This window comes from Streptomyces sp. NPDC052114, from assembly GCF_040680155.1.
GTDB lineage: Bacteria > Actinomycetota > Actinomycetes > Streptomycetales > Streptomycetaceae > Streptomyces.
The window spans coordinates 90,518-114,326 of record NZ_JBFAWC010000022.1 but is presented as its reverse complement, the minus strand read 5'-3'; the positions used below and the strand labels follow the sequence as shown (position 1 = coordinate 114,326).

Here is a 23,809-nt window from a genome sequence, read left to right as displayed (position 1 = left end):
AACGTATGAGAGAGGCCCACGTCACCACGTGACGTGGGCCTCTTTCTGTGTTCCGGGCGCCTCTTCCAACCAGAGCCCACTTCTCGTATGGTGGAAACAAGTTTCCGAAACTGCAGCGCACTGGCCGATGAACAAAACGTTCTCAATCCGGGGTGACTACCAGGTACTCGACGGTAGGTGCGACCATCGGACGGCAAGAGCTACAAGGTGAAAGCAGAGGAAGTCGGCCATGGCAACGGCGCCCAGCGTCTCCTACTCGATGACGGTCCGGCTGGAGGTGCCCGCGAGCGGAACCGCGGTCTCCCAGCTCACCACGGCCGTCGAGTCATCCGGGGGCTCGGTCACCGGCCTCGACGTCACGGCCTCCGGCCACGAGATGCTGCGGATCGACGTGACGATCGCGGCGACCTCCACGGCGCACGCCGACGAGATCGTCGAGGAACTGCGCGGCATCGAGGGCGTCACCCTCGGCAAGGTCTCGGACCGTACGTTCCTGATGCACCTCGGCGGCAAGATCGAGATGGCGTCGAAGCACCCCATCCGCAACCGTGACGACCTGTCCATGGTCTACACGCCGGGCGTGGCCCGCGTCTGCATGGCGATCGCCGAGAACCCCGAGGACGCCCGCCGCCTCACCATCAAGCGCAACACCGTTGCGGTCGTAACGGACGGCTCGGCCGTCCTCGGCCTCGGCAACATCGGCCCGATGGCCGCCATGCCGGTCATGGAGGGCAAGGCGGCCCTCTTCAAGCGCTTCGCCGACATCGACGCCTGGCCGATCTGCCTGGACACCCAGGACACCGACGCCATCGTCGAGATCGTCAAGGCCATCGCCCCCGGCTTCGCGGGCATCAACCTGGAGGACATCTCCGCGCCCCGCTGCTTCGAGATCGAGGCCCGGCTGCGCGAGGCCCTCGACATCCCCGTCTTCCACGACGACCAGCACGGCACCGCGATCGTCGTCCTGGCCGCCCTCACCAACGCCCTGCGCGTGGTGGGCAAGGGGATCGGCGAGGTCCGCGTGGTCATGTCCGGCGCCGGCGCGGCCGGTACGGCGATCCTGAAGCTCCTGCTGGCCGCGGGCGTCAAGAACGCCGTGGTGGCCGACATCCACGGCGTCGTGCACGCCGACCGCGAGGACCTGGTCTCCGCCGACGCGGACTCGCCGCTGCGCTGGATCGCCGACAACACCAACCCCGAGGGCCTGAGCGGCACGCTCAAGGAGGCCGTCGTCGGTGCCGATGTCTTCATCGGCGTCTCGGCTCCGAACGTGCTGAACGGCGACGACGTCGCGGCCATGGCCGACGGCGCGATCGTGTTCGCGCTCGCGAACCCGGACCCGGAGGTCGACCCGGCAATCGCCCGCCAGACGGCGGCAGTTGTGGCCACCGGGCGCTCGGACTTCCCCAACCAGATCAACAACGTGCTGGTCTTCCCTGGCGTCTTCCGCGGCCTGCTCGACGCCCAGTCGCGCACGGTCAACACCGAGATGATGCTGGCCGCCGCGGGCGCCCTGGCGGACGTCGTCGCCGAGGACGAGCTGAACCGGAACTACATCATCCCCAGCGTCTTCAACGACAGGGTCGCGGGCGCGGTGGCCGGCGCGGTGCGCACGGCCGCGAAGGCCGCGGGAGCCGCTGTGACGGGTCCCACGGCCTAGGGCGCTCCGGCGCGTCGCCCGACCAGGGCCCGACGGGCCCCTCTAGGGTGGCTTGGCAGTAAGCCCTCCGGCCCCTTCTTTCGAGGGGCGGCGGAAGCTTTTCGTGTGACCCCAGCGGGCGCCGGATTCGCTTTCCCGCCGCAGGTGGGGGCAGGATGCGTAATCGGGCGCGAGGGTCTGACGTCAGACCCGGGTCCGGGGACTGTCCAAGGACCCTGGCAGCATCGTCTTCGCTGTGCCCATCATGCGGCTCTGCCGCGTGGCACGCCTCAACGGCAAAAGAACACGGGAGTACAAAAATGAACCGCAGTGAGCTGGTGGCCGCGCTGGCCGACCGCGCCGAGGTGACCCGCAAGGACGCCGACGCCGTGCTGGCCGCGTTCGCCGAGACCGTCGGCGAGATCGTTGCCAAGGGCGACGAGAAGGTCACCATCCCCGGCTTCCTGACCTTCGAGCGCACCCACCGTGCCGCTCGCACCGCCCGCAACCCGCAGACCGGCGAGCCGATCAACATCCCGGCCGGCTACAGCGTCAAGGTTTCGGCCGGTTCCAAGCTGAAGGAAGCCGCGAAGGGCAAGTAAGGCCTCAAGCAGCGAAGAGGGGCGGTCACCCGGTGGGTGACCGCCCCTCTCACGTGTTCTCGGGCCCGGCGCGGGACGCCGGGCCCGTCCTGTCTAGCCCAGCGCCGCCTTGCCGGGCAGCTCGACCTTCGCGCCGAGCTCCACGAGCTTCTCCATGAAGTTCTCGTAGCCGCGGTTGATCAGGTCGATGCCGTGGACGCGGGAGGTGCCCTGCGCCGCCAGCGCCGCGATGAGGTACGAGAAGCCGCCGCGCAGGTCGGGGATGACCAGGTCGGCGCCCTGCAGCTTGGTGGGGCCGCTGACGACCGCCGAGTGCAGGAAGTTGCGCTGGCCGAAGCGGCAGTCCGAGCCGCCCAGGCACTCGCGGTAGAGCTGGATGTGTGCGCCCATCTGGTTGAGCGCGGAGGTGAAGCCGAGGCGGGACTCGTAGACCGTCTCGTGGACGATGGACAGGCCCGCCGCCTGGGTGAGCGCCACGACCAGCGGCTGCTGCCAGTCGGTCTGGAAGCCGGGGTGCACGTCCGTCTCCAGGGCGATGGCGTTCAGCGAGCCGCCCGGGTGCCAGAAGCGGATGCCCTCGTCGTCGATCTCGAAGGCACCGCCCACCTTCCGGTAGGTGTTCAGGAACGTCATCATCGAGCGCTGCTGGGCGCCGCGGACGTAGATGTTGCCTTCGGTCGCCAGGGCCGCGGAAGCCCAGGAGGCGGCCTCCAGGCGGTCCGAGAGGGCGTGGTGGTTGTAGCCGCCGAGGCTGTCGACACCGGTGATCCGTATGGTCCGGTCGGTGTCCATGGCGATGATCGCGCCCATTTTCTGCAGGACGCAGATCAGGTCCTCGATCTCCGGCTCGACCGCGGCGTTCGAGAGCTCGGTCACACCCTCGGCGAGCACGGCGGTGAGCAGGACCTGCTCGGTGGCGCCCACGGACGGGTACGGCAGGCGGATCTTGGTGCCGCGCAGGCGCTGCGGGGCCTCCAGGTACTGGCCGTCGGCGCGCTTCTCGATGGTCGCGCCGAACTGGCGGAGCACCTCGAAGTGGAAGTCGATCGGCCGGCCGCCGATGTCGCAGCCGCCGAGGCCCGGGATGAAGGCGTGCCCGAGGCGGTGCAGGAGCGGGCCGCAGAAGAGGATCGGGATGCGCGAGGAGCCGGCGTGGGCGTCGATGTCGGCGACGTTGGCGCTCTCGACGTGCGACGGGTCCATGATCAGCTCGCCCGGCTCCTCACCGGGGCGGACCGTCACGCCGTGCAGCTGCAGCAGGCCGCGTACGACTCGGACGTCCCGGATGTCGGGGACATTGCGCAGCCGGCTCGGAGCGCTGCCGAGCAGCGCGGCGACCATGGCCTTGGGCACGAGGTTCTTCGCGCCGCGCACACGGATCTCGCCCTCGAGCGGGGTGCCGCCGTGGACAAGCAGTACATCGTCAATGCCGGTGACGGTCATGAATCTCGCGTTCCGATTGGATGGACGGGGGGACCAAAGGGCAAGCGTAATGGCCGCGTACCCCCCTTCCGTAAGGCCAAGGCCGCGCAGAACACGTCATGAGTTCGCCACAACACGAACCGTGCGGAACCGGACACTCCGGGTCACTGGCCCGGCGGGGCGCACGGGGCGCGTTCACCCGCCCTGAACTGCATCGGCTCACATACGGCCATTACCTCCCCGCTCAGGGCAAAGATGCGGGATCATGTGGTCCATGACCGAGGTGTCCTCGCTCACAGGGCGGCTGCTCGTGGCCACACCGGCCCTGGCGGACCCGAACTTCGACCGCGCGGTCGTGCTGCTCCTCGACCACGACGAGGAGGGCTCGCTCGGCGTGGTCCTGAACCGCCCGACCCCGGTGGGCGTCGGCGACATCCTGGAGGGCTGGGGAGAGCTGGCCGGTGCGCCGGGCGTCGTCTTCCAGGGCGGTCCCGTCTCGCTGGACTCGGCGCTCGGGGTCGCGGTGATCCCCGGCGAGGAGGCCCCGCCCCCCGCCCGGCGCCGCACCGGCGCGGGCGATCCCGGCCCCGGGCCCCGGCTCCGCTCCGGCCGGGGCGATCCGACCGGATTCCGCCGGGTGCACGGCGCGATCGGCCTCGTCGACCTGGAGGCCCCGCCGGAGCGGCTCGCCCCGGCGCTCGGCTCGCTGCGGATCTTCGCCGGGTACTCGGGCTGGGGTCCGGGCCAGCTGGAGACCGAACTGGCCGAAGGTGCCTGGTACGTGGTCGAGTCCGAGCCGGGTGACGTCTCGTCGCCGGATCCGGAGCGGCTGTGGCGCGCGGTGCTCCGGCGCCAGCGCAGCGAGCTCGCGATGGTGGCGACCTACCCGGACGACCCGTCGATGAACTGACCCGACCGGTCGGCGAGGGCGAGATAGCGCTCGGCCAGCGGGTGCGCGTCCCTGGCCGGTACGGCCAGGTGGACGGCGACGGACGGCGCGTTCTTCAGGCGTACGCGGCGCAGGGACGGGTGGGAGTGCCGGCGGGCCACCGGTTCGGGGGCCACGCCCACCCCATGGCCGGCCGCGACGGCCTCCAGCCATTCGTCGACGTTGTCGGCGGTGCAGGCCAGGCGCGGGCGCCGCGCCGCGGGCCACAGCTCGGGGCGGGTCGTGCCGGTGACGGTGTTCACCACCAGGGGCAGGTCCGCCAGCTCCGCCCAGTCGACCACGCGCCGTCCCGCCAGCTCCGCCGCGCCGCGGGCGACGACCGCGACGCGGGGCTCGCGCGGGAGCGGCCGGGCGTGCACCGCGGCGCCGGGCGGGAGGTCGCCCCGGACGACCGCGACGTCGCAGGCGCCCGTGGCCAGGCCCGCGAGCGGCGCGTCGCGCCGGACCAGGCGGACGCCCGCGCCGGTGGCCGCCTTGAAGGCGGTGGTGAGCGGGACGCAGACCTCGGGCAGGACCGAGGTGAAGCCGAGCCGGAGCAGGGGCGGTTCGGTGCCCGCCGCGGTGCGCAGGGTGGCGTCGACGCGCGTGAGGAGCGGGGCGAGGTCGTCGCGCAGGCGGCGCCCGGCGTCGGTGAGCTCGACGCGGCGGGTGGTCCGCTCCAGCAGCCTGGTCCCGAGGCTCTTCTCCAGGGCGCGCACGGTGCGGGTCAGCGCGGGCTGGCCGATCCGGAGCCGGTCGGCGGCGTGCGTGAAGCTCAACTCGTCGGCGACGGCGAGGAATCCCCGCAGGTGCCGCAGCTCGACGCCGTCGGGGACCGCCGGTCCCTCATCCCTCACGTGATCCATGCCGCCCCAGCATAAGTGCACTCCGCGGGCATTTCCCCGGCAATCCGGAGGCTGCCTACGTTTCTTGCTCCGCCGGGCACGGCGGAGCGAGAGACGAGGGAGTGGAACGCTGTGCGCAAGGTGTGGCTGTTGATGCTGGGGGCCTTCACGCTGGGGCTCGATGCCTATGTGATGGCCGGATTGCTGCCGGTCGTCGCGGACGACCTGGGGACCACCGTCTCGCTCGCGGGACAGATGGTCACCGTCTTCACCCTCGCGTACGCGGTGAGCGCGCCGCTCGTCGCGGGGATGGCGTCGGGCGTGCGCCCCCGCACGCTCATCGTCGCCGCGCTCGGCGTCTTCACGCTGGGCAACGCCCTGACCGCCCTCGCGCCGGGGCTCGCGGTGCTGCTGCTCGCCCGCGCCGTCGCGGGCGTCGGGGCCGGGGTCTACTCCGCGCTGTCCACCGCGGCGGCCGCCGCCCTGGTGCCGGGGGAGCGGCGCGGCCGGGCGCTCGCCCTGGTGATGGGCGGGATGAGTTCGGGGACGGTGCTCGGGGTGCCGCTGGGCGTGCTGCTCGCCGAGGGCGCGGGGTGGCGCGCCACGATGTGGGGCGTGACCGCGCTCGGGGCCCTCGCGCTCGTGGGGCTCGCGGTGTGGCTGCCCGCGGTGCCCGCCGATCCGCCGGTGCCGGTGCGGGCCCGGCTCGGCGCGCTCACCGACCGGGGCGTCGTGCCCGTCGTCGGGGTCTCCTTCCTCGCGGCCGTCGCGAGCCTCGGCCTCTACACCTACCTCGCGCCCGTCCTGGAGTCCGCGGGCGGCGTGGGGGAGGGCGACGTCGCGCCGTACCTCTGGGCCTGGGGCGTCGGCGGGGTGCTCGGCAGCGTCCTCGCGGGTCCGCTCGTGGACCGTACGGGCAAGGTCGTCACGATCGTCACCGGGCTGCTCGTGGCCGTGATCGTCGCCGAGGGGGCCCTGCCGCTGCTCGGCGCCGCCGCCTTCCCCGCGCTCGTCGTCTGGGGCGCCGCGGGCTGGGCGTTCCAGGTCCCCCAGCAGCACCGCCTGCTCGCCCTGCGCGCCGAGCGCGGCACGGTCGCCCTCGCGCTCAACAACTCCGCGCTCTATCTGGGCAGTGCGGTCGGTTCGGGCGTGGCCGGAGCGGCCCTCGCGGCGGGGCTCGCGCCGCGCGACCTGCCGTGGGCCGCGGCGGCGGTGGCGGCCCTGGGGCTGGTGCTCCACCTGGTGGCGACGCGACGAGGAGGTGCCGGGGGCGCGCTCCCCGACACGGCCGCTGCCGGGACGCGCCGGGCGTGAGTACCCTTGGCCGTTATGAGCACTCTTGAGCCCGAGCCCGAGCGCGGGGCAGGTACGGGGACCCTCGTAGAGCCGACGCCGCAGGTGTCGCACGGTGACGGCGACCACGAGCGCTACGCGCACTACGTCCAGAAGGACAAGATCATGGCGAGCGCGCTCGACGGCACGCCCGTCGTCGCGCTCTGCGGCAAGGTGTGGGTCCCCGGCCGCGACCCGAAGAAGTACCCCGTCTGTCCCATGTGCAAGGAGATCTACGAGTCCATGGGCGCCGGCGGCGACAAGGACAAGGACGGCGGCAAGGGCGGCAAGAAGTAGTCCCTTTCGCCCTCTTGTGAGACCTCTTCGCCCGAGGGGCGTTGCGCCTGCCGCAACGCCCCTTTTGCGTTGCGCAATCGCGTGACAGCCTCTGTTTTCATGACCTTTGAGCACCTCATCCCGGCGCCCGCACGCGCCGAGGCCCTGTCTGGTTCCTCCTTCGTCACCGGCCCGTCGACCACCCTGTGGGCGGGCCCCGGCACCGAGTCCACCGCCCGCTGGCTGCGCGCCACGCTCGGTGCCGCGCTCGGTCTGCCGCTCGCCCCCGCCGCCGAGGGCGCGGCCGGCTCCGTCGCCCTGCGCGTCGACGGCTCCCTGGACCCTGAGGCGTACCGCCTCACCGTCGACGGCGACCGCGTCGAGATCCGCGGCGGCGCGCCCGCCGGCGTCTTCTGGGGCGCCCAGACGTTCCGTCAGCTGCTCGGTCCCGAGGCCTTCCGCCGCGCCCCGCTGCGGCCCGGCGCCGAGCACCCCGTCCAGGCGGGCGTCGTCGAGGACGCGCCGCGCTTCGGCTGGCGCGGCATGATGCTCGACGTGTCGCGGCACTTCATGCCGAAGGAGGGGGTCCTGCGCTACCTCGACCTGCTCGCCGCGCACAAGCTCAACGTCTTCCACTTCCACATCACCGACGACCAGGGCTGGCGCGTGGAGATCAAGCGCCACCCCAGGCTCACCGAGGTCGGCTCCTGGCGGGCCCGCACCAAGTGGGGCCACCGCGCCTCGCCGCTCTGGCTGGAGCACCCGCACGGCGGCTACTACACGCAGGACGACATCCGGGAGATCGTCGCGTACGCGGACTCCCTGCACATCACCGTCGTCCCGGAGATCGACATCCCCGGCCACTCGCAGGCCGCCATCACCGCCTACCCGTACCTCGGCAACAGCGACGTCGTCGACACCGAGGCGATGACGGTCTGGGACAGCTGGGGGGTCAGCCCGAACGTCCTCGCGCCCACCGAGGACGTCCTCCGTTTCTACGAAGGGGTCTTCGAGGAGGTCCTCGACCTCTTCCCGTCCACCTTCATCCACGTCGGCGGCGACGAGTGTCCCAAGGACCAGTGGAAGGCCTCGCCGACCGCCCAGGCCCGCATCAAGGAACTCGGTGTCGGCGACGAGGACGGGCTCCAGAGCTGGTTCATCAAGCACTTCGACACCTGGCTGACCGCGCGCGGGCGGCGGCTCATCGGCTGGGACGAGATCCTGGAGGGCGGCCTCGCCGAGGGCGCCACCGTCTCCTCGTGGCGCGGCTACCAGGGCGGCATCGACGCGGCCAAATCCGGCCACGACGTCGTCATGTGCCCCGAGCAGCAGGTGTACTTGAACTTCCGCGAGGACGGCGGCCCCGACGAGCCGATGCCCATCGCCTACGTCCGCACCCTGGAGGACGTGTACCGCTTCGAGCCCGTTCCCGCGGAGCTCACCGGGGCGGAGGCCGCGCACGTGATCGGCACCCAGGCCAACGTCTGGACCGAGGTGATGGAGAACCAGGACCGCGTCGACTACCAGGTGTTCCCGCGGCTCGCCGCCTTCTGCGAGGTGGCCTGGCGCGAGCTGCCCGCCCCGGCCGAGCGGGACTTCGCGGACTTCGAGCGGCGAATGACCGGGCACTACGCGCGACTTGACGCCCTCGGCGTCGACTACCGTCCGCCGAGCGGCCCGCTGCCCCGCCACCAGCGGCCGGGCGTGCTCGGACGCCCGATCGAGGGGCCGCCCCCGAACGTGTGAGGTGACCGGCCGGAGCGCGCTTCCGGCGGCCCGCGCCGGGAGTGCGGGCCGCCGGAAGCGGCGCGAAGGAGTGCGCGGGGCACCGGTCGGCGGAAGCCGCCCGGGCATCACCGTAGAGGGGCAATTCCCGCCGACCGGTGAGCGCGTGCGAAAACGGCACATCCCCCTGGTCTGCGGACGAATGCCTCCTAGCGGACCCCCGCGTCGGGGCCAGGGGAAGATGTGCCAGAGTTGCCACGTCCGGGTTGTGAGCACGTACCGTACGGCGGAACAGGCGTAACGGTGACACGTCGCGAACGGCGAGCACCTCACGTACGCGTCGTACGCGAGGTACGCGGCCGGGCATCGGGAAGGGGCAGCCGGTTTGACCACGCACGCACCGCGGGCGGCACAGGCACCGCAGTCGGTGAAGCTGCCCGCCACGCTCGACGAGGCAGTGGCGGCACTCGCCGCCATGCCCGCCGCCGTGCCCGTCGCCGGCGGCACGGACCTGATGGCCTCGGTCAACTCGGGACAGCTGCGCCCCGCCGCCCTCGTCGGCCTCGGCCGCATCAGCGAGATCCGCGGCTGGCAGTACCAGGACGGCCACGCGCTGCTCGGCGCCGGTCTCACCCACGCCCGCATGGGCCGCCCCGACTTCGCCGCGCTGATCCCCGCCCTGGCCGCCGCCGCGCGCGCCGCGGGACCGCCCCAGATCCGCAACGCGGGCACCCTCGGCGGCAACATCGCCTCGGCCGCGCCCACCGGCGACGCGCTGCCCGTCCTCGCCGCCCTGGAAGCCGTCCTGATCGTCGCGGGACCCGGCGGCGCCCGGCGCGAGGTCCCCGTCTCGCACCTGCTCGCGGGCATGGAGATGCTCCGCCCCGGCGAGCTCATCGGCTTCGTGCGCGTGCCGCTCCTGCACGCCCCCCAGGTCTTCCTCAAGGCGACCGGGCGCACCGGCCCCGGCCGGGCCGTCGCCTCCGTCGCGCTGGTCCTCGACCCCGCGCGGCGCGGGGTGCGCTGCGCGGTCGGCGCCATCGCGCCGATGCCGCTGCGGCCCCTGGAGGCCGAGGAGTGGGTGGCCTCGCTGATCGACTGGGACGGCGAGCGGGGCAGCCTGGTGCCGGAGGCGGTGCACGCGTTCGGCGAGTACGTCGCCGCCGCGTGCATCCCCGAGCAGCCCCCGGCGGCCGACGGCACCGAACAGCCGCTGCCGCCCGCCGTACTGCACCTGCGGCGCACCGTCGCCGCGCTGGCCCGACGAGCACTGGGGAGGGCGCTGTCGTGAGCGACGACCGGCACGATGAGAGCACGGCCAACGGCGGTGGCTGGCAGCCGCACCCGCAGGGCGAGTACGACTCGGACGCCACGGCGTTCGTGCAGCTCCCCGAAGGCATGCTGGACACCCCGCTCGCCGCGCCCGGCCACGGCTATGTGCCGCCGCAGATAACGGTCACCCCGACCACCGCCGACGCCACCGACCCCGCCGCCACGGGCGCGTGGGTCATGCCGCCCGAGGTGACGGGGTCGGCGGACGGCGGGCGCGCGGTGCGCTGGCCCGACCCGGACGCCGCGCCGGCGCACCCCGTGGCGCACCGGCCGGCCGAGAGCCAGGAGTACGACCCGCGGGCGACCGGCCAGTGGAGCTTCGCCGAGGCCGAGGCCGCGGAACAGGCGTACGGGCAGGAGTACGGCCAGGGGCACGGTCACGCTCACGGGCACGGGGGCGCGGCGCCGTCGTCCGACGTGACCGGGCAGTGGTCGATCCCGGTGGCCGACGGCGATCTTCCGGACGAGTCGGGCGAGTTCACGGCGTCGTCGCTCGCCGTGCAGTGGGGGCGTACGCCGCCCGCGACGCTGCCCGGTGGCGCGCCCGCGCCCTGGGCGACCGAGGCGGGCGCGGGCGCGCCCTGGGGCGTACAGGCCCCGGAAGAGGACGTGACGCACGCGCGGGAGACCTATCCCGAGAGCCCGGCGGCCCCCGCCCCCGTGGAGGAGCGTCCGGAGAGCCGCTTCGAACAGACCACGCTGCTGCGGGCGATCACGGTGCCGTCGCCGTCCGAGGAACGGCCGGTCGAGGAGCGGCCTGCCGCCGAGGGCGTCGAAGGCGCCCCGGGCGTCGAGGCCGTCGAGGAGCCGGTGGCGGAGTCCGCCGGGGAGGCGCCGGAGGCGCACGCGGCCCCGCAGGCCCTTGAGGCGCCGGTGGCGCATGAGGTCCCGCGGGCCCATGAGGCCCCGGAGCCGGTGGTGCACGAGGCGGACACGGTGGCGGAGCCCGTCGAGTCCGCCGAACCGGGCCAACACGTCGAGCACGCCGAGCACGTCGAGTCCGTCGCGGAGCTCGTCGAGGTCCCCGAGTCCGTGGAGGCGCCGGACGCGCCGGACGCGCCGGACGAGGCGGACGAGGCGGACGACGCGCCCGTGGCCGCAGAAGCGGTCGCCGAAGCGGCCGTCGAGGTGGCCGTCGAGGCGGTCGCCCCGCACGCCGTCGAGACCCCCGGGCCCACCGACCTCGCCGAGGCCCCCGAGCCCGGCGTGTCCGCTGAACCCGGCGAGGCCGAAGAGACCGGTGACCCGGGCGAGCCCGACCCGGCGGAGGCCCTCGCGGCCACCGGGCCCGCTCCCCTCCACGACGACCACCCCCTCGTCTCCTACGTCCTGAGCGTCAACGGCACCGACCGTCCCGTCACCGACGCCTGGATCGGCGAGTCCCTGCTCTACGTCCTGCGCGAGCGCCTCGGCCTCGCCGGGGCCAAGGACGGCTGCTCGCAGGGCGAGTGCGGGGCGTGCAACGTCCAGGTGGACGGCCGTCTCGTCGCCTCCTGCCTGGTTCCCGCGGCCACCACCGCGGGCAGCGAGATCCGCACCGTCGAGGGCCTGGCCGTCGACGGGCAGCCCTCCGACGTGCAGCGCGCGCTCGCCGCGTGCGGCGCGGTGCAGTGCGGCTTCTGCGTGCCCGGCATGGCCATGACCGTGCACGACCTCCTGGAGGGCAACCCCGCCCCCAGCGACCTGGAGACCCGCCGCGCCCTGTGCGGCAACCTCTGCCGCTGCTCCGGCTACCGCGGGGTGCTCGACGCCGTGCGCGAGGTCGTGGCCGAGCGCGAGGCGTCCGCCTCCGCCGAGCCCGCGGCGCAGGACGGCCGCGCCGACGAGGCGCGCATCCCGCACCAGGCGGGACCGGGCGCCGGGGGCGTCCACCAGCACGCGCACGACGGTACGTACGACGCGGGACACGGCGGCGGATACGACGCACCCGAAGGACCGCAGGGCCCCTACGGCCAGGACGGAGGCCAGGCGTGAGCAGCGAGGCCACCACCGCGACCGCGTCCGACCCGCAGGGCCCCGAGCAACTGCCGCACGGCATCGGCTCCTCGCTGCCGTCGGCCGAGTGCCGCGCCAAGACCGAGGGCACCTTCCCGTACGCCTCCGACCTGTGGGCCGAGGGCCTGCTGTGGGCGGCGGTGCTGCGCTCCCCGCACGCGCACGCGCGCATCGTGTCGATCGACACCACCCACGCGCTGGAGATGCCGGGCGTCCGCGCGGTCGTCACCCACCAGGACGTCCCGGGCGAGGTGCTGCACGGCCGGGGGGCGCCGGACCGGCCGGTCTTCGCCTCCGACGTCGTACGCCACCACGGCGAGCCCATCGCCGCGGTCGCCGCCGACCACCCCGACACCGCGCGCATGGCGGCCGCCGCCGTCATCGTCGAGTACGAGGTGCTCGAACCGGTCACCGACCCCGAGAAGACCTTCGAGGCCGAACCGCTGCACCCCGACGGCAACCTGATCCGGCACATCCCGCTGCGGCACGGCGACCCGGAGGCGGCGGGCGAGCTCGTCGTCGAGGGCCTGTACCGCATCGGCCGCCAGGACCCGGCGCCGATCGGCGCGGAGGCCGGCCTCGCCGTGCCCCGCCCGGACGGCGGGGTCGAGCTGTACACCGCCTCCACCGACCCGCACGCCGACCGCGACCGCGCCGCCGCCTGCTACGGCCTGTCGCGGGACCAGGTCAAGGTCGTCGTCACGGGCGTGCCCGGTGCGAGCGCCGACCGCGAGGACGCGAGCTTCCAGCTCCCGCTCGGCCTCCTGGCGCTGCGGACCGGCTGCCCGGTCAAGCTCACCGCGACCCGCGAGGAGTCCTTCCTCGGCCACGCCCACCGCCACCCCACGCTGCTCCGCTACCGCCACCACGCGGACGCCGAGGGCCGCCTGGTCAAGGTGGAGGCGCAGATCCTGCTGGACGCGGGCGCGTACGCGGACACCTCCTCGGAGGCGCTCGCCGCGGCCGTCTCCTTCGCCTGCGGTCCGTACGTCGTGCCGAACGCCTTCATCGAGGGCTGGGCGGTGCGCACGAACAACCCGCCCTCCGGGCACGTCCGGGGCGAGGGCGCCATGCAGGTGTGCGCCGCGTACGAGGCCCAGATGGACAAGATCGCCAAGAAGCTGGGGATCGACCCGGCCGAGGTGCGGCTGCGCAACGCCATGGCGACGGGCGACATCCTGCCCACCGGCCAGACCGTGACGTGCCCCGCCCCGGTGGCCGAACTCCTCGCCGCCGTACGGGACTTCCCGCTGCCCGAACTGCCCAAGGACACGCCCGAGGAGGACTGGCTGCTGCCCGGCGGTCCCGAGGGCGCGGGGGAGCCCGCCGCGGTGCGCCGTGGTGTCGGCTACGGCCTCGGCATGGTGCAGCTCCTGGGCGCCGAGGGCACGGACGAGGTCTCCACGGCCACGGTGCGGGTCCAGGACGGCGCGGCGACGGTGATCTGCGCGGCCGTCGAGACCGGTCAGGGCTTCACCACCCTGGCCCGCCAGATCGTCCAGGAGACGCTCGGCATCGACGACGTGCGGGTCGCGCCGGTCGACACCGACCAGCCGCCCGCGGGACCGAGCTGCCGGGGCCGGCACACCTGGGTGTCGGGCGGCGCGGTGGAGCGCGCGGCGAAGATGGTCCGCACCCAGCTGCTCCAGCCGCTGGCCCACAAGTTCGGCATGTCCACCGAGCTGCTCCAGATCACCGACGGCAAGATCACCTCGTACGACGGGGTCCTCTCCACGACCGTCACCGAGGCGATGGACGGCAAGGAGCTGTGGGCCACGGCGCAGTGCCGCCCGCACCCGACCGAGCCGCTCGACGAGGCCGGTCAGGGCGACGCGTTCGTGGGCATGGCGTTCTGCGCGATCCGCGCGGTGGTCGACGTCGACATCGAGATCGGTTCGGTCCGGGTCGTCGAGCTGGCCGTCGCCCAGGACGTCGGCCGCATCCTCAACCCCGCCCAGCTGAAGGCCCGCATCGAGGCGGGCGTCACGCAGGGCGTGGGCGCGGCCCTCACGGAGAACCTCCGCACGCCGCGCGGCCTGGTCCGCCACCCGGACCTCACGGGCTACGCCCTGCCCACCGCCCTGGACACCCCCGACATCCGCATCGTGAAGCTGGTCGAGGAGCGGGACGTCGTCGCGCCGTTCGGCGCGAAGGCGGCCAGCGCGGTCCCGGTCGTGACGTCCCCGGCGGCCGTCGCCTCGGCGGTCCGCGCGGCGACGGGCCGCCCGGTCAACCGCCTCCCGATCCGCCCGCAGGCCGCGGTGGCCCAGTAAATCCAGGAGCGCCCGGGACGGCGGCGCTGGCACGATGAGGTCATGACCACAGGTACCTCTGATCCCGCCGGTGTCGTCGTCATCACCGGCATCATGGCGTCCGGGAAGTCCACGGTCGCGCAGGCGCTGGCCGAGCGGCTGCCGAAGGCCGCGCATGTGCGGGGCGACGTGTTCCGCCGCATGGTCGTCTCGGGCGCGGTGCCGTACGAGCCGGGGGCGGGCGGCGAGGCCGAGGCCCAACTCCGTTTGCGGTACGGCCTTTCGGCGTCGACCGCCGACGCCTACGCCGCGGCGGGGTTCACCGCGATCGTCCAGGACGTCGTCCTGGGCGAGGAGTTGAAGGGGTACGTGGAACTCCTGCGCACCCGCCCCCTGTACGTCGTCGTCCTCGCCCCGCGCCCCGCCGCGGTCGCCGCCCGCGAGGAGGGCCGCGGCAAGACGGGGTACGGCGCGTGGACGGTCGAGGACCTGGACACGGCCCTGCGCGAGCAGACCCCGCGCATCGGACTCTGGCTGGACAGCTCGGAGTTGACGGTCGATCAGACGGTGGACGCGATCTTGGAGCGGCTGGGGGAGGCGCGGGTGGACGCGCCCTCCTGAGCGGTCACCAGATGCCGTCCTCCGGGACGCTTCGGCCGGCCGTGCGCGTCAGGACCGGGGTCACGGCCAGCAGACCGGCGTCCTCGGGGTGGACCAGGGTCGGGTACAGGACCTGGGGGACCGGCGGCCGGTGGGCGCCGCCGCCGGGGCGGGGCAGGGTCGTGTGCCAGTGCAGCATGAACCGGAGACCCTGGCTCCGGCGGTCGGCCGCCGCCAGGGGGTGCGGGGCGCCCCGGGGTTCCTCGGCGTCCCCGGAGTCCCCGGCATCCGGGGCGTCCGTGCTCAAGCCGTCGGGGGAGGCGGGTCCGGGCGGCCCGGTCAGCGGCGGAGGCGGCGGCAGGGCCGGGGACGCCGTGTTCCGGACGATCTGCTCCCACTCGGTCTGGGGGTAGCCGAACACGCGGCACGTCCACGTCCGTATGCCGCCAGCCTCGCGGCACACGAGGTCGGCGCGGATCTCCAGCAGCCCGCTGAGCCCGGCCGGCGCCAGGAGTCTCAGATGCCGCATCGCGGTCGGCCCGGTGTGCAGCCAGAGGAGGGTGCCGTCCTCGGAGCCGCCGATGACGTGTGCCGGTTCGTGGTTGAGGTGGACGGTGACCTTCGCCTCGTCCAGGTCGGCGCCCGCGGTCTGCTTGATGACGGCGATCACTTCGAGGGCGTCGCCCTCGCTCTCGCGGACGTCGGTCTCCTGGACGATGAACCGGGGGCAGTCCGCCTTGTCCCGCTCGTCCCTGGCCAGGTCCCGCTGCTCGCGCTGCGCCGCCAGCTGGGCGTCGGTCGCCTGCTTGGCCACCCGGGCCTGCCACCACGCGATGGCGACCGCGCCGCCGGCGACGGCGGAGTTCGCCGCTGTGATGTAGTCCCCAGCCTCCACCCGGCCACCTCTCACCCACCGTTCCCACGCGCCGCCCCGAGGCCATTGTGGCGTCGGAACGACCCGAGGGTCCGGCCAACCGGCGAGTCGTGCACGGAAGTTGGAGCGGCGCGGGGAGTGAGGGAGCGTCACGACGAGCAGGGGGCGGTCCCGTGAAGGACCGCCCCCTGCTCGCCGTAACCGGAGGCCGTGGCGGGAATCGAACCCGCGTAACTGGATTTGCAGTCCAGCCCCTGAGCCATTCGGGCACACGGCCGAGTCGTCGCCGTTTCACCGACCGCCGACCTGACTCCTCGAACGTATCGGGGCCCCGGCCGGGGGCTCAAGGGATCACCGGGTGGTGCAATGGGACTGCCATGCGGCGTTCATGAAGCGGCGCCGCCGGCCCGACGCATCGGACAGGATCCGCCGAGCGGGATCCACAGGTGAGGAGAGATCTCCGGCATGGCCGTCATCCACCAGACCACCCTCAGGCCGACCAAACTGGAACTGCTGGACGCCTGGCTTCCCGCGCGCCCCTGGTACCGAGGCGGCGCGGACCGGCCGCGGCTGGCGAAGGCCGGCGGATTCCGGCTGGACGATCCGGCGGGCGAGGTCGGCATCGAGGTCATGGCGGTCACCGACACCTCCGGCGCCGCGCCGGTCACCTATCTCGTGCCCCTGACCTACCGCGGCGCCCCGCTGGACGGCGCGGAGCACGCCCTCGTCGGCACCATGGAGCACGGGGTGCTGGGGCGCCGCTGGGCCTACGACGGCTGCCACGACCCCGTCCTCGTCGACCGGTTCCTCGCCCTCGTCGAGGGGCGGACGCGGGCCCAGGACCAGAACGTCACCGACGCCGTCGACCAGGACGTCACCGTCTCCTGGACCGGCGAGGACCCCGCCTCCGCCGTCCTCGCCGCCGACGCCGTCACCGTCACCGAGGACGAGGAGGGCACCGAGCTGACCGCGCCGCGGGGCGCGGTCCTCCGCCTCCAGCGGGTCCTGCGTCCCGCTCCGGACGGTGCGTCCGCACCGCCGCCGGGCGCGGCCGGCCATGTCGCCGGGGCATGGCGGCTGCCCGACGGCACCCGAACCCGGGGAATGTTCGCCGTGCTGCGCGCGGACGGCTGACGACGGGGCCAACTAGGACAAGAACTGGCCTAGTTGCCTTCTAGCGTGGTGTTCCACCGGCCGAGCGGCACGAAGGGAAGGCGGACACCATGCCCGAGACCAGGACCACCGAAGAGACCGAAGAGGCCACAGAGACCACAGAGGCCACAGGGATCGAAGAGGCCGAAGAGGTCGACGTGCAGGCCGCCGACGGCGAGCGCGCCGATCTGCTGGCGGCGCTCGCCGGGCACCGGACCATGCTGCGCCACACCGTCCGCGACCTCACCGACGAGCAGGCCGGGCTGCGCACCACCGTGAGCGAGCTGTGCCTGGGCGGCCTGATCAAGCACGTCACGTCGGTCGAGAGGGTGTGGACGGAGTTCATCCGGCTCGGCCCGGCCGCCCTCGGCGGCGTGACCGACATGACCGAGCAGGACTGGGCCCGCCGGGCCGACGAGTTCCGGATGCTGCCCGGCGAGACGCTGGCGGGCGTGCTCGACGCCTACGCCGAGGCCGCCCGCCGCACCGACGAGGCGGTCGGCGCCCTGCCGCACCTCGACGTCACCCACCCCTTGCCGGACGCCCCGTGGTCCGAGCCCGGCGGACGCTGGTCGGCCCGCCGGACGCTGCTGCACGTCATCGGCGAGACCGCCCAGCACGCGGGCCACGCCGACATCATCAGGGAGTCCCTGGACGGCGGCCGCAGCATGGGCTGAAGGGGGGGCTGCGCCCCGTGAGGCGTACGACCAAGGGACCAGAAGGTCACCGCCTCCGGACAGGGGTCACCGCGCGGAATGCCCCTTACGCTGGCCGACATGACCGCCCTGGAACCCGGTGACACCGACGTCACTCCCGCCGCACCGCCAGCGCCGCCCGAGGCTCCCCGGGGCGGAGTCCTGAGCAAACCCCACCGCGCCCTCAGCATCGGCATCGTCTCCGTCGTCCTGCTCATCGCCTTCGAGTCGACGGCCGTCGGGACCGCGATGCCCGTCGCCGCCCGCGAGCTGGACGGCGTCTCGCTGTACGCCTTCGCCTTCTCCGGGTACTTCACGACCAGCCTCTTCGGCATGGTGCTCAGCGGGCAGTGGGCGGACCGGCGCGGTCCGCTCGGGCCGCTCGCCGCGGGGATCTCGCTCTTCGCGGCGGGGCTGCTGCTGAGCGGCACCGCGGGGGCGATGTGGCTGTTCATCCTGGGGCGGGCCGTGCAGGGCCTCGGCGGCGGCCTGGTGATCGTCGCGCTGTACGTCGTCGTCAGCCGCGCCTACCCCGAACACCTCCGTGCCTCGATCCTCGCGGCCTTCGCGGCGAGCTGGGTCCTGCCCTCGGTGGTGGGTCCCCTGCTCTCCGGGACCGTCACCGAACACCTCGGCTGGCGCTGGGTGTTCGTCGGCATCCCGGTCCTCGTCGTCGCGCCGCTCGCCCTCGCGCTGCCCGCGATCCGGCGGACCGCCGCGGGCCCCGTGGACCCCACCGCGCCCGCCGAGGCCTTCGACCGGCGCCGCATCCGCCTCGCCCTCGGCATCTCGCTGGGCGCCGGGCTCCTGCAGTACGCGGGCCAGGACCTGAGCTGGTTCTCGCTGCTGCCCGCGGCGGCGGGCGCGGCGCTCCTGGTGCCCGCCGTCCTCGGCCTGCTGCCCCGCGGCACCTACCGCGCCGCCCGCGGGCTGCCCTCCGTCGTCCTGCTGCGCGGCGTGGCCGCCGGGTCGTTCATCGCCGCCGAGTCCTTCGTGCCGCTGATGCTCGTCACCCAGCGGGGGCTGAGCCCCACCCTGGCCGGGCTCTCGCTGGCCGTGGGCGGCGCGACCTGGGCGCTCGGCTCGTACGTCCAGTCGCGGCCCCGCATGGAGCCCCACCGCTCCCGGCTCGTGGCCCTCGGCATGGTGCTCGTCGCGGCGGCCATCGCCACCGCGCCCACCGTCCTGGTCGAGGCCGTGCCCGTGTGGATCGTCGCGGTCGCCTGGGCCTTCGGCTGCTTCGGCATGGGCCTGGTCATCGCCTCCACGAGCGTGCTGCTGCTGCGCCTCTCGCCGCCCGCGGACGCGGGGTCCAACTCCGCCGCCCTGCAGATCTCGGACGGACTCTCGAACGTCCTGCTCCTCGCCGCGGGCGGCGCCGCCTTCGCCGCGCTGGGCGGCGGCACGGTGGGCGCGGCACACGGGGCGGGCGGGGCCGCGGGCTCCCATCCGGAGGCCTTCGTCGCCGTCTTCCTGCCCATGGCGGCGGTCGCCCTTGCCGGGGCCTGGGTGGGCACGCGGCTCAAGGAACGCACGCGCTGAGGCGGCACCCGGGGCGGATGTGAGACCCGTCGCACCCGTCTCCGGCACCGCCTCGATCTCACCGGTACGTCAACCCGTCACCGGTAAGGTGGCCCGGTTGTCGTACGTACCCGAGACGTCAAAACCCGGAGACCGTGACTACCACCAGCGCCGCCGCCACCTCCTCCCACCACCTCTCTCCCGCCTTCCCCGGCCGTGCCCCCTGGGGCACCGCCAACAAGCTGCGTGCCTGGCAGCAGGGCGCGATGGAGAAGTACATCCAGGAGCAGCCGCGAGACTTCCTCGCCGTCGCCACCCCCGGCGCCGGCAAGACGACCTTCGCGCTCACGCTCGCCTCGTGGCTGCTGCACCACCACGTCGTGCAGCAGGTCACCGTGGTCGCGCCGACCGAGCACCTGAAGAAGCAGTGGGCCGAGGCGGCCGCCCGTATAGGCATCAAGCTCGACCCCGAGTACAGCGCGGGACCCCTCAGCAAGGAGTACCAGGGCGTCGCCGTGACCTACGCCGGTGTCGGCGTACGCCCGATGCTGCACCGCAACCGCTCCGAGCAGCGCAAGACCCTCGTCATCCTCGACGAGATCCACCACGCCGGGGACAGCAAGTCCTGGGGCGAGGCGTGCCTGGAGGCCTTCGAGCCCGCCACGCGCCGCCTCGCGCTCACCGGCACGCCCTTCCGGTCCGACACCAACCCGATCCCCTTCGTCACCTACGAGGAGGGCAACGACGGCATCCGGCGCTCCTCCGCCGACTACACCTACGGCTATGGCAGCGCGCTCGGCGACGGCGTCGTGCGGCCCGTCATCTTCCTCTCGTACTCGGGCAACATGCGCTGGCGCACCAAGGCCGGCGACGAGATCGCGGCCCGGCTCGGCGAGCCGATGACCAAGGACGCCGTCTCGCAGGCCTGGCGCACCGCCCTCGACGCGCGCGGCGAGTGGATGCCGAACGTCCTCAAGGCCGCCGACAAGCGGCTCACCGAGGTCAGGAAGGCCATCCCCGACGCGGGCGGCCTCGTCATCGCCTCCGACCAGGACTCCGCGCGCGCCTACGCCAAGCTGATCCGCGAGATCACCGGGACCAAGGCGACCGTCGTCCTCTCCGACGACACCGGCGCCTCCCAGCGCATCGACGACTTCAGCGGCGGCACCGACCGGTGGATGGTCGCGGTCCGGATGGTGTCCGAGGGCGTCGACGTGCCGCGCCTGGCGGTCGGCGTGTACGCCACCACCATCTCGACGCCGCTCTTCTTCGCGCAGGCCGTCGGGCGCTTCGTGCGGTCGCGGCGCCGCGGCGAGACCGCGTCCGTCTTCCTGCCCACCGTCCCCGACCTGCTCGGCTTCGCCAACGAGATGGAGGTCGAGCGCGACCACGTGCTCGACAAGCCGAAGAAGGAGGGGGAGGAGGACCCCTACGCCGAGTCCGAGGCCGAGATGGACGAGGCCAACAAGCAGCAGGACGAGGACACCGGCGAGCAGGAACAGTTCTCCTTCGAGGCGCTGGAGTCCGAGGCGGTCTTCGACCGGGTGCTCTTCGACGGCGCCGAGTTCGGCATGCAGGCGCACCCGGGCAGCGAGGAGGAGCAGGACTACCTCGGCATCCCCGGTCTCCTGGAACCCGACCAGGTGCAGATGCTGCTCCAGAAGCGGCAGGCCCGGCAGATCGCCCACAGCAAGAAGAAGCCCGACGAGGAGGCCGATCTCCTCGAACTGCCCGCCGAGCGGCGCCCGGTCGTCTCCCACAAGGAGCTCCTCGGGCTGCGCAAGCAGCTGAACACGATGGTCGGCGCGTACGTCCATCAGAGCGGCAAGCCGCACGGCGTGATCCACACCGAGCTGCGGCGCACCTGCGGCGGGCCGCCGAGCGCGGAGGCCACGGCCGGACAGCTGCGGCAGCGGATCGAGAAGGTCCAGGAGTGGGCGACCCGGATGAAGTGAGCGGGTCCCTTCCGGCGAAGTGAGGGGGTTCCCTCCGGCGTGAGCGGGGCGTTCCGGGTGCGGAGGTGGTGTGCAAAGGTCGTGCACGCCCCCACACGGGCGCCCGCCGCGTAACGGGGCAATGGGGGGCGCTAGGGGCGTCGCCGTGCCCGGATTCTGGACGAAGTCTTCCGCTGAGCGGGACGGCCTCGCTACTGTCCCCGCAACGCACACGCCCCGTGGCAGCGCCGCCGCGGAGCGCAGCCGGTGTTCCGACCGGCGGCCTCTGACGCGCGTCGCCCACGGGACCGGCGGCGCAACCGCCGCGTAGGGGGGCCGCCGACCCTCACCTAAGGAGTGGGCGTCGTGACCGCGGAGACTTCCCAGACGCTCGACCGAGGACTGCGCGTCCTCAAGCTGCTGGCCGACACCGACCATGGCCTCACGGTCACCGAGCTGTCCAACAAGCTCGGCGTGAACCGCACCGTGGTCTACCGCCTGCTCGCCACGCTGGAGCAGCACGCCCTGGTCCGCCGCGACCTCGGCGGCCGGGCCCGCGTGGGCCTCGGTGTGCTGCGGCTCGGCCGCCAGGTGCACCCGCTGGTGCGGGAGGCCGCGCTGCCCGCGCTGCGCTCGCTCGCCGAGGACATAGGCGCGACGGCGCACCTGACCCTCGTCGACGGCACGGAGGCCCTCGCGGTGGCGGTGGTCGAGCCCACGTGGACGGACTACCACGTCGCCTACCGCACCGGCTTCCGCCACCCCCTGGACCGCGGCGCCGCGGGCCGCGCCATCCTCGCGGCGCGCCAGGGCCTGGTGACCGACCCCGGGTACGCGCTCACCCACGGCGAGCTGGAGGCCGGCGCCAGCGGGGCGGCGGCCCCCCTGGTGGGCGTCACCGGCATAGAGGGCAGCGTCGGCGTGGTCATGCTCGCGGACTCGGTACCGGAGCGGGTGGGGCCGAGGGTGGTCGACGCGGCACGGGAAGTGGCGGACGCCCTGCGCTGAGGCGAGGCCGCTGATCGAGTCACGTTAGATTGATCCTGTGTTCTCTCGTCTCACGCGCCTCCAGGCCGTCGCCGTCTGCGCGCTCCCCGTGGTGACCCTGCTCGCCGTCGCGGGGTTCGCGCCGTTGCCGTTCGCCGTGGCCCAGCCCGGCGGCACGACGAACGTCCTCGGGGACCACGACGGCAAGCCGGTGCTCACCATCTCCGGCGCGCCCACCCGGCCCACGACCGGTGAGCTGCGCATGACGACGATCGTCGCGACGGGTCCGCAGCTGGACGTGTACCTGGGCGACGTGATCGACGGCTGGTTCCGCACGGACCGCGCGGTGATGCCGAAGGACTCCGTCTACCCGGTCGGCGACAACGAGAAGGAAGTCGAGAAGCACAATCTCGGCGACATGAGGAAGTCGCAGGACGACGCCACGAAGGCGGCGCTGGCCTATCTGAAGGAGAACGGCGTCGACGGCACCGACAAGGTGGACGTCAAGGCCGACCTCGGCGACATCGGCGGCCCGAGCGCGGGCCTGTTCCTCTCGCTCGGGATCATCGACAAGCTGGACGGGAACGGCAGCGGCGGCGACCTCACGGGCGGCCGCACCATCGCGGGCACCGGCACGATCAAGGCCGACGGCAAGGTCGGCCCGGTCGGCGGTGTGTCCATGAAGACGCAGGGCGCGCGGCGCGACGGCGCGACGGTCTTCCTGGTCCCGAAGGCGGAGTGCAAGGACGCGCGGGCGGAGCTGCCCGAGGGCCTGCAGCTGATTCCCGTCACGACACTGTCGGGCACGGTCGACTCGCTGCGGGCCCTGGAGAAGGGCGAGAAGGTCCCGAGCTGCTGACGTCGACGAGACGCAGTCCCAACTCGACGAGGACCCAGCCGAGTTGCGTGCGCAGCTGAGCACGGGGGAGTCGTACGGGCGCCTCCTGCCGTAATTCCTCGGCGCGGTCGTGATGCAGCATCAGGTGTACGTCGGGGTGCATGTCGTGCTCCTCTCGGGGGTCGTCTCTCAGGTGTCGTCGGCGTTCGTCGGCCGGGTCGGGAAGACGTGGGAGTGGACGCGCACCTGGGCCGCGTCCGGCGTTCCCGCGTCCGGCGCCAGCGCGCGGTAGCTCTCGATGAGTTCGCCGACCCGGTGGCTCAGCTCGGCGGCGAGCGCGGGCGTCAGCGTCAGGGTGAAGTCGCTGGTGTCCGCGGCCTCGTCCCACTCCTGCGACCACTCGTGCCGTGTGGCGATCCAGGTGGTCACCTCCTGCGAGCGCTGCGCGGCGTACTCGTACAGGAGGGTGCTGAGCGCGCCCTGCACCTCCGGGTCCCGGTCGCGGATGAGGTCCTCGTCGGTCCTGGTCCCCTGGTGTGCGGAGCGCCACCACCGCTCCCGGCCCTTGCCGCGCTCCGGATCGTCCTCGACGAAGCCGTACTCCGCGAGCTGGCGCAGGTGGTAGCTGGTCGCCCCGCTCGACTCGCCCAGGCGCGCGGCGAGTTGGGAGGCGGTCGCCGGGCCTTCGAGCCGCAGCGAGGAGAGCAGGCGCATCCGCAGGGGATGCGCGAGTCCGCGCAGCGAGCGGGGGTTGAGGCTGTGGACCTTGCGGGGCGACTGCGGCTCTTCCATGCCCTCACCGTAGCCATGCAAAGACTCCGTTGCAACGGTTTCTTTGCAACGGAGTCTTTGCGGCCGAC

The 23,809-nt window shown here is 73.4% G+C and carries 20 protein-coding genes and 1 tRNA gene; 16 read left to right on the top strand and 5 right to left on the bottom strand.

All coding sequences use genetic code 11. The annotated features are described in order from the left end of the window. Positions 1–229: 229 nt before the first annotated feature. Positions 230–1,660: an NAD-dependent malic enzyme gene (locus AB0L89_RS35445; RefSeq protein WP_365150697.1), complete on the top strand. Its 1,431-nt coding sequence runs from the start codon at positions 230–232 to the stop codon at positions 1,658–1,660. A 299-nt stretch (positions 1,661–1,959) separates the two neighbouring features. Further along, complete coding sequence (locus AB0L89_RS35440) at positions 1,960–2,241, top strand: HU family DNA-binding protein (RefSeq protein ID WP_016645140.1); 282 nt, start codon at positions 1,960–1,962, stop codon at positions 2,239–2,241. 93 nt (positions 2,242–2,334) lie between these two features. Here AB0L89_RS35440 and murA read toward each other — a convergent pair whose 3' ends face one another. Continuing rightward, on the bottom strand, positions 2,335–3,684 hold the full coding sequence (gene murA, locus AB0L89_RS35435) for a UDP-N-acetylglucosamine 1-carboxyvinyltransferase (RefSeq protein ID WP_365150693.1): 1,350 nt from the start codon (positions 3,682–3,684) through the stop codon (positions 2,335–2,337). Positions 3,685–3,937: 253 nt separating this feature from the next. Between murA and AB0L89_RS35430 the strand changes: the two genes are divergently transcribed. After that, a complete protein-coding gene (locus tag AB0L89_RS35430; protein WP_365150690.1) occupies positions 3,938–4,573 on the top strand; it encodes a YqgE/AlgH family protein in 636 nt (211 codons plus the stop codon). Here AB0L89_RS35430 and AB0L89_RS35425 read toward each other — a convergent pair. After that, a complete protein-coding gene (locus tag AB0L89_RS35425) occupies positions 4,546–5,457 on the bottom strand; it encodes a LysR family transcriptional regulator (protein ID WP_365150687.1) in 912 nt (303 codons plus the stop codon). The genes AB0L89_RS35430 and AB0L89_RS35425 overlap by 28 nt on opposite strands. A 111-nt stretch (positions 5,458–5,568) precedes the next feature. Between AB0L89_RS35425 and AB0L89_RS35420 the strand changes: the two genes are divergently transcribed. The 7 genes from AB0L89_RS35420 (at position 5,569) to AB0L89_RS35390 (ending at position 14,969) form a co-directional block, all read left to right on the top strand. Beyond that, positions 5,569–6,750, top strand: a complete 1,182-nt coding sequence (locus tag AB0L89_RS35420) for an MFS transporter (RefSeq protein ID WP_365150684.1) — start codon at positions 5,569–5,571, stop codon at positions 6,748–6,750. Positions 6,751–6,765: 15 nt separating this feature from the next. Beyond that, positions 6,766–7,065: a DUF3039 domain-containing protein gene (locus tag AB0L89_RS35415; protein WP_079036916.1), complete on the top strand. Its 300-nt coding sequence runs from the start codon at positions 6,766–6,768 to the stop codon at positions 7,063–7,065. Positions 7,066–7,164: 99 nt separating this feature from the next. Beyond that, positions 7,165–8,790, top strand: a complete 1,626-nt coding sequence (locus AB0L89_RS35410; RefSeq protein ID WP_365150681.1) for a beta-N-acetylhexosaminidase — start codon at positions 7,165–7,167, stop codon at positions 8,788–8,790. Positions 8,791–9,154: 364 nt separating this feature from the next. Further along, the gene (locus AB0L89_RS35405) at positions 9,155–10,060 is read left to right on the top strand and encodes an FAD binding domain-containing protein (RefSeq protein WP_365150678.1); all 906 of its coding nucleotides are present in this window, start codon (positions 9,155–9,157) and stop codon (positions 10,058–10,060) included. Beyond that, entirely contained in the window at positions 10,057–12,075 is a 2,019-nt protein-coding gene (locus tag AB0L89_RS35400; RefSeq protein WP_365150675.1) for a 2Fe-2S iron-sulfur cluster-binding protein, read from the top strand. The genes AB0L89_RS35405 and AB0L89_RS35400 overlap by 4 nt, the downstream gene beginning before the upstream one ends. Then, entirely contained in the window at positions 12,072–14,369 is a 2,298-nt protein-coding gene (locus AB0L89_RS35395) for a molybdopterin cofactor-binding domain-containing protein (RefSeq protein ID WP_365150672.1), read from the top strand. The genes AB0L89_RS35400 and AB0L89_RS35395 overlap by 4 nt, the downstream gene beginning before the upstream one ends. A gap of 42 nt (positions 14,370–14,411) precedes the next feature. Continuing rightward, entirely contained in the window at positions 14,412–14,969 is a 558-nt protein-coding gene (locus tag AB0L89_RS35390; RefSeq protein ID WP_365150669.1) for an AAA family ATPase, read from the top strand. 4 nt (positions 14,970–14,973) lie between these two features. Here AB0L89_RS35390 and AB0L89_RS35385 read toward each other — a convergent pair whose 3' ends face one another. Further along, positions 14,974–15,843, bottom strand: a complete 870-nt coding sequence (locus tag AB0L89_RS35385) for a hypothetical protein (protein WP_365150666.1) — start codon at positions 15,841–15,843, stop codon at positions 14,974–14,976. A 184-nt stretch (positions 15,844–16,027) separates the two neighbouring features. Then, a tRNA-Cys gene (locus AB0L89_RS35380) sits at positions 16,028–16,099 on the bottom strand. 188 nt (positions 16,100–16,287) lie between these two features. On the opposite strand from AB0L89_RS35380, the gene AB0L89_RS35375 reads away from it, so the two are divergent. From AB0L89_RS35375 to AB0L89_RS35350, 6 genes are all read left to right on the top strand, one after another. Beyond that, the gene (locus AB0L89_RS35375) at positions 16,288–16,956 is read left to right on the top strand and encodes a 1,4-alpha-glucan branching protein (protein ID WP_365150663.1); all 669 of its coding nucleotides are present in this window, start codon (positions 16,288–16,290) and stop codon (positions 16,954–16,956) included. Between the two features lie 89 nt (positions 16,957–17,045). Then, positions 17,046–17,651: a DinB family protein gene (locus AB0L89_RS35370; protein WP_365150660.1), complete on the top strand. Its 606-nt coding sequence runs from the start codon at positions 17,046–17,048 to the stop codon at positions 17,649–17,651. A gap of 99 nt (positions 17,652–17,750) precedes the next feature. Beyond that, positions 17,751–19,211, top strand: coding sequence for an MFS transporter (locus AB0L89_RS35365; RefSeq protein WP_365150657.1), 1,461 nt, complete (start codon positions 17,751–17,753; stop codon positions 19,209–19,211). A gap of 134 nt (positions 19,212–19,345) precedes the next feature. Next, positions 19,346–21,145 (top strand): DEAD/DEAH box helicase, encoded by a 1,800-nt coding sequence (locus tag AB0L89_RS35360; protein ID WP_365150654.1) that lies wholly within the window; start codon positions 19,346–19,348, stop codon positions 21,143–21,145. Positions 21,146–21,490: 345 nt separating this feature from the next. Next, positions 21,491–22,132, top strand: a complete 642-nt coding sequence (locus AB0L89_RS35355) for a helix-turn-helix domain-containing protein (protein WP_055702359.1) — start codon at positions 21,491–21,493, stop codon at positions 22,130–22,132. Positions 22,133–22,169: 37 nt separating this feature from the next. Continuing rightward, positions 22,170–22,970 carry a S16 family serine protease gene (locus tag AB0L89_RS35350; RefSeq protein ID WP_365150650.1) on the top strand — a complete coding sequence of 267 codons (801 nt, stop codon included), beginning with the start codon at positions 22,170–22,172 and terminating at the stop codon, positions 22,968–22,970. A 168-nt stretch (positions 22,971–23,138) separates the two neighbouring features. Here AB0L89_RS35350 and AB0L89_RS35345 read toward each other — a convergent pair whose 3' ends face one another. Then, positions 23,139–23,741 (bottom strand): helix-turn-helix domain-containing protein, encoded by a 603-nt coding sequence (locus tag AB0L89_RS35345; RefSeq protein WP_365150647.1) that lies wholly within the window; start codon positions 23,739–23,741, stop codon positions 23,139–23,141. Positions 23,742–23,809 lie beyond the last annotated feature (68 nt).

What these genes read in the sequence shown, in the direction of transcription:
- AB0L89_RS35425 (WP_365150687.1), bottom strand. Translation starts at nt 5,457, where the DNA reads ATGGATCACGTGAGGGATGAGGGACCGGCGGTCCCCGACGGCGTCGAG.
- AB0L89_RS35410 (WP_365150681.1), top strand. Translation starts at nt 7,165, where the DNA reads ATGACCTTTGAGCACCTCATCCCGGCGCCCGCACGCGCCGAGGCCCTG.
- AB0L89_RS35345 (WP_365150647.1), bottom strand. Translation starts at nt 23,741, where the DNA reads ATGGAAGAGCCGCAGTCGCCCCGCAAGGTCCACAGCCTCAACCCCCGC.
- AB0L89_RS35390 (WP_365150669.1), top strand. Translation starts at nt 14,412, where the DNA reads ATGACCACAGGTACCTCTGATCCCGCCGGTGTCGTCGTCATCACCGGC.
- AB0L89_RS35445 (WP_365150697.1), top strand. Translation starts at nt 230, where the DNA reads ATGGCAACGGCGCCCAGCGTCTCCTACTCGATGACGGTCCGGCTGGAG.
- AB0L89_RS35430 (WP_365150690.1), top strand. Translation starts at nt 3,938, where the DNA reads ATGACCGAGGTGTCCTCGCTCACAGGGCGGCTGCTCGTGGCCACACCG.
- murA (WP_365150693.1), bottom strand. Translation starts at nt 3,684, where the DNA reads ATGACCGTCACCGGCATTGACGATGTACTGCTTGTCCACGGCGGCACC.
- AB0L89_RS35370 (WP_365150660.1), top strand. Translation starts at nt 17,046, where the DNA reads ATGCCCGAGACCAGGACCACCGAAGAGACCGAAGAGGCCACAGAGACC.
- AB0L89_RS35440 (WP_016645140.1), top strand. Translation starts at nt 1,960, where the DNA reads ATGAACCGCAGTGAGCTGGTGGCCGCGCTGGCCGACCGCGCCGAGGTG.
- AB0L89_RS35365 (WP_365150657.1), top strand. Translation starts at nt 17,751, where the DNA reads ATGACCGCCCTGGAACCCGGTGACACCGACGTCACTCCCGCCGCACCG.
- AB0L89_RS35375 (WP_365150663.1), top strand. Translation starts at nt 16,288, where the DNA reads ATGGCCGTCATCCACCAGACCACCCTCAGGCCGACCAAACTGGAACTG.
- AB0L89_RS35415 (WP_079036916.1), top strand. Translation starts at nt 6,766, where the DNA reads ATGAGCACTCTTGAGCCCGAGCCCGAGCGCGGGGCAGGTACGGGGACC.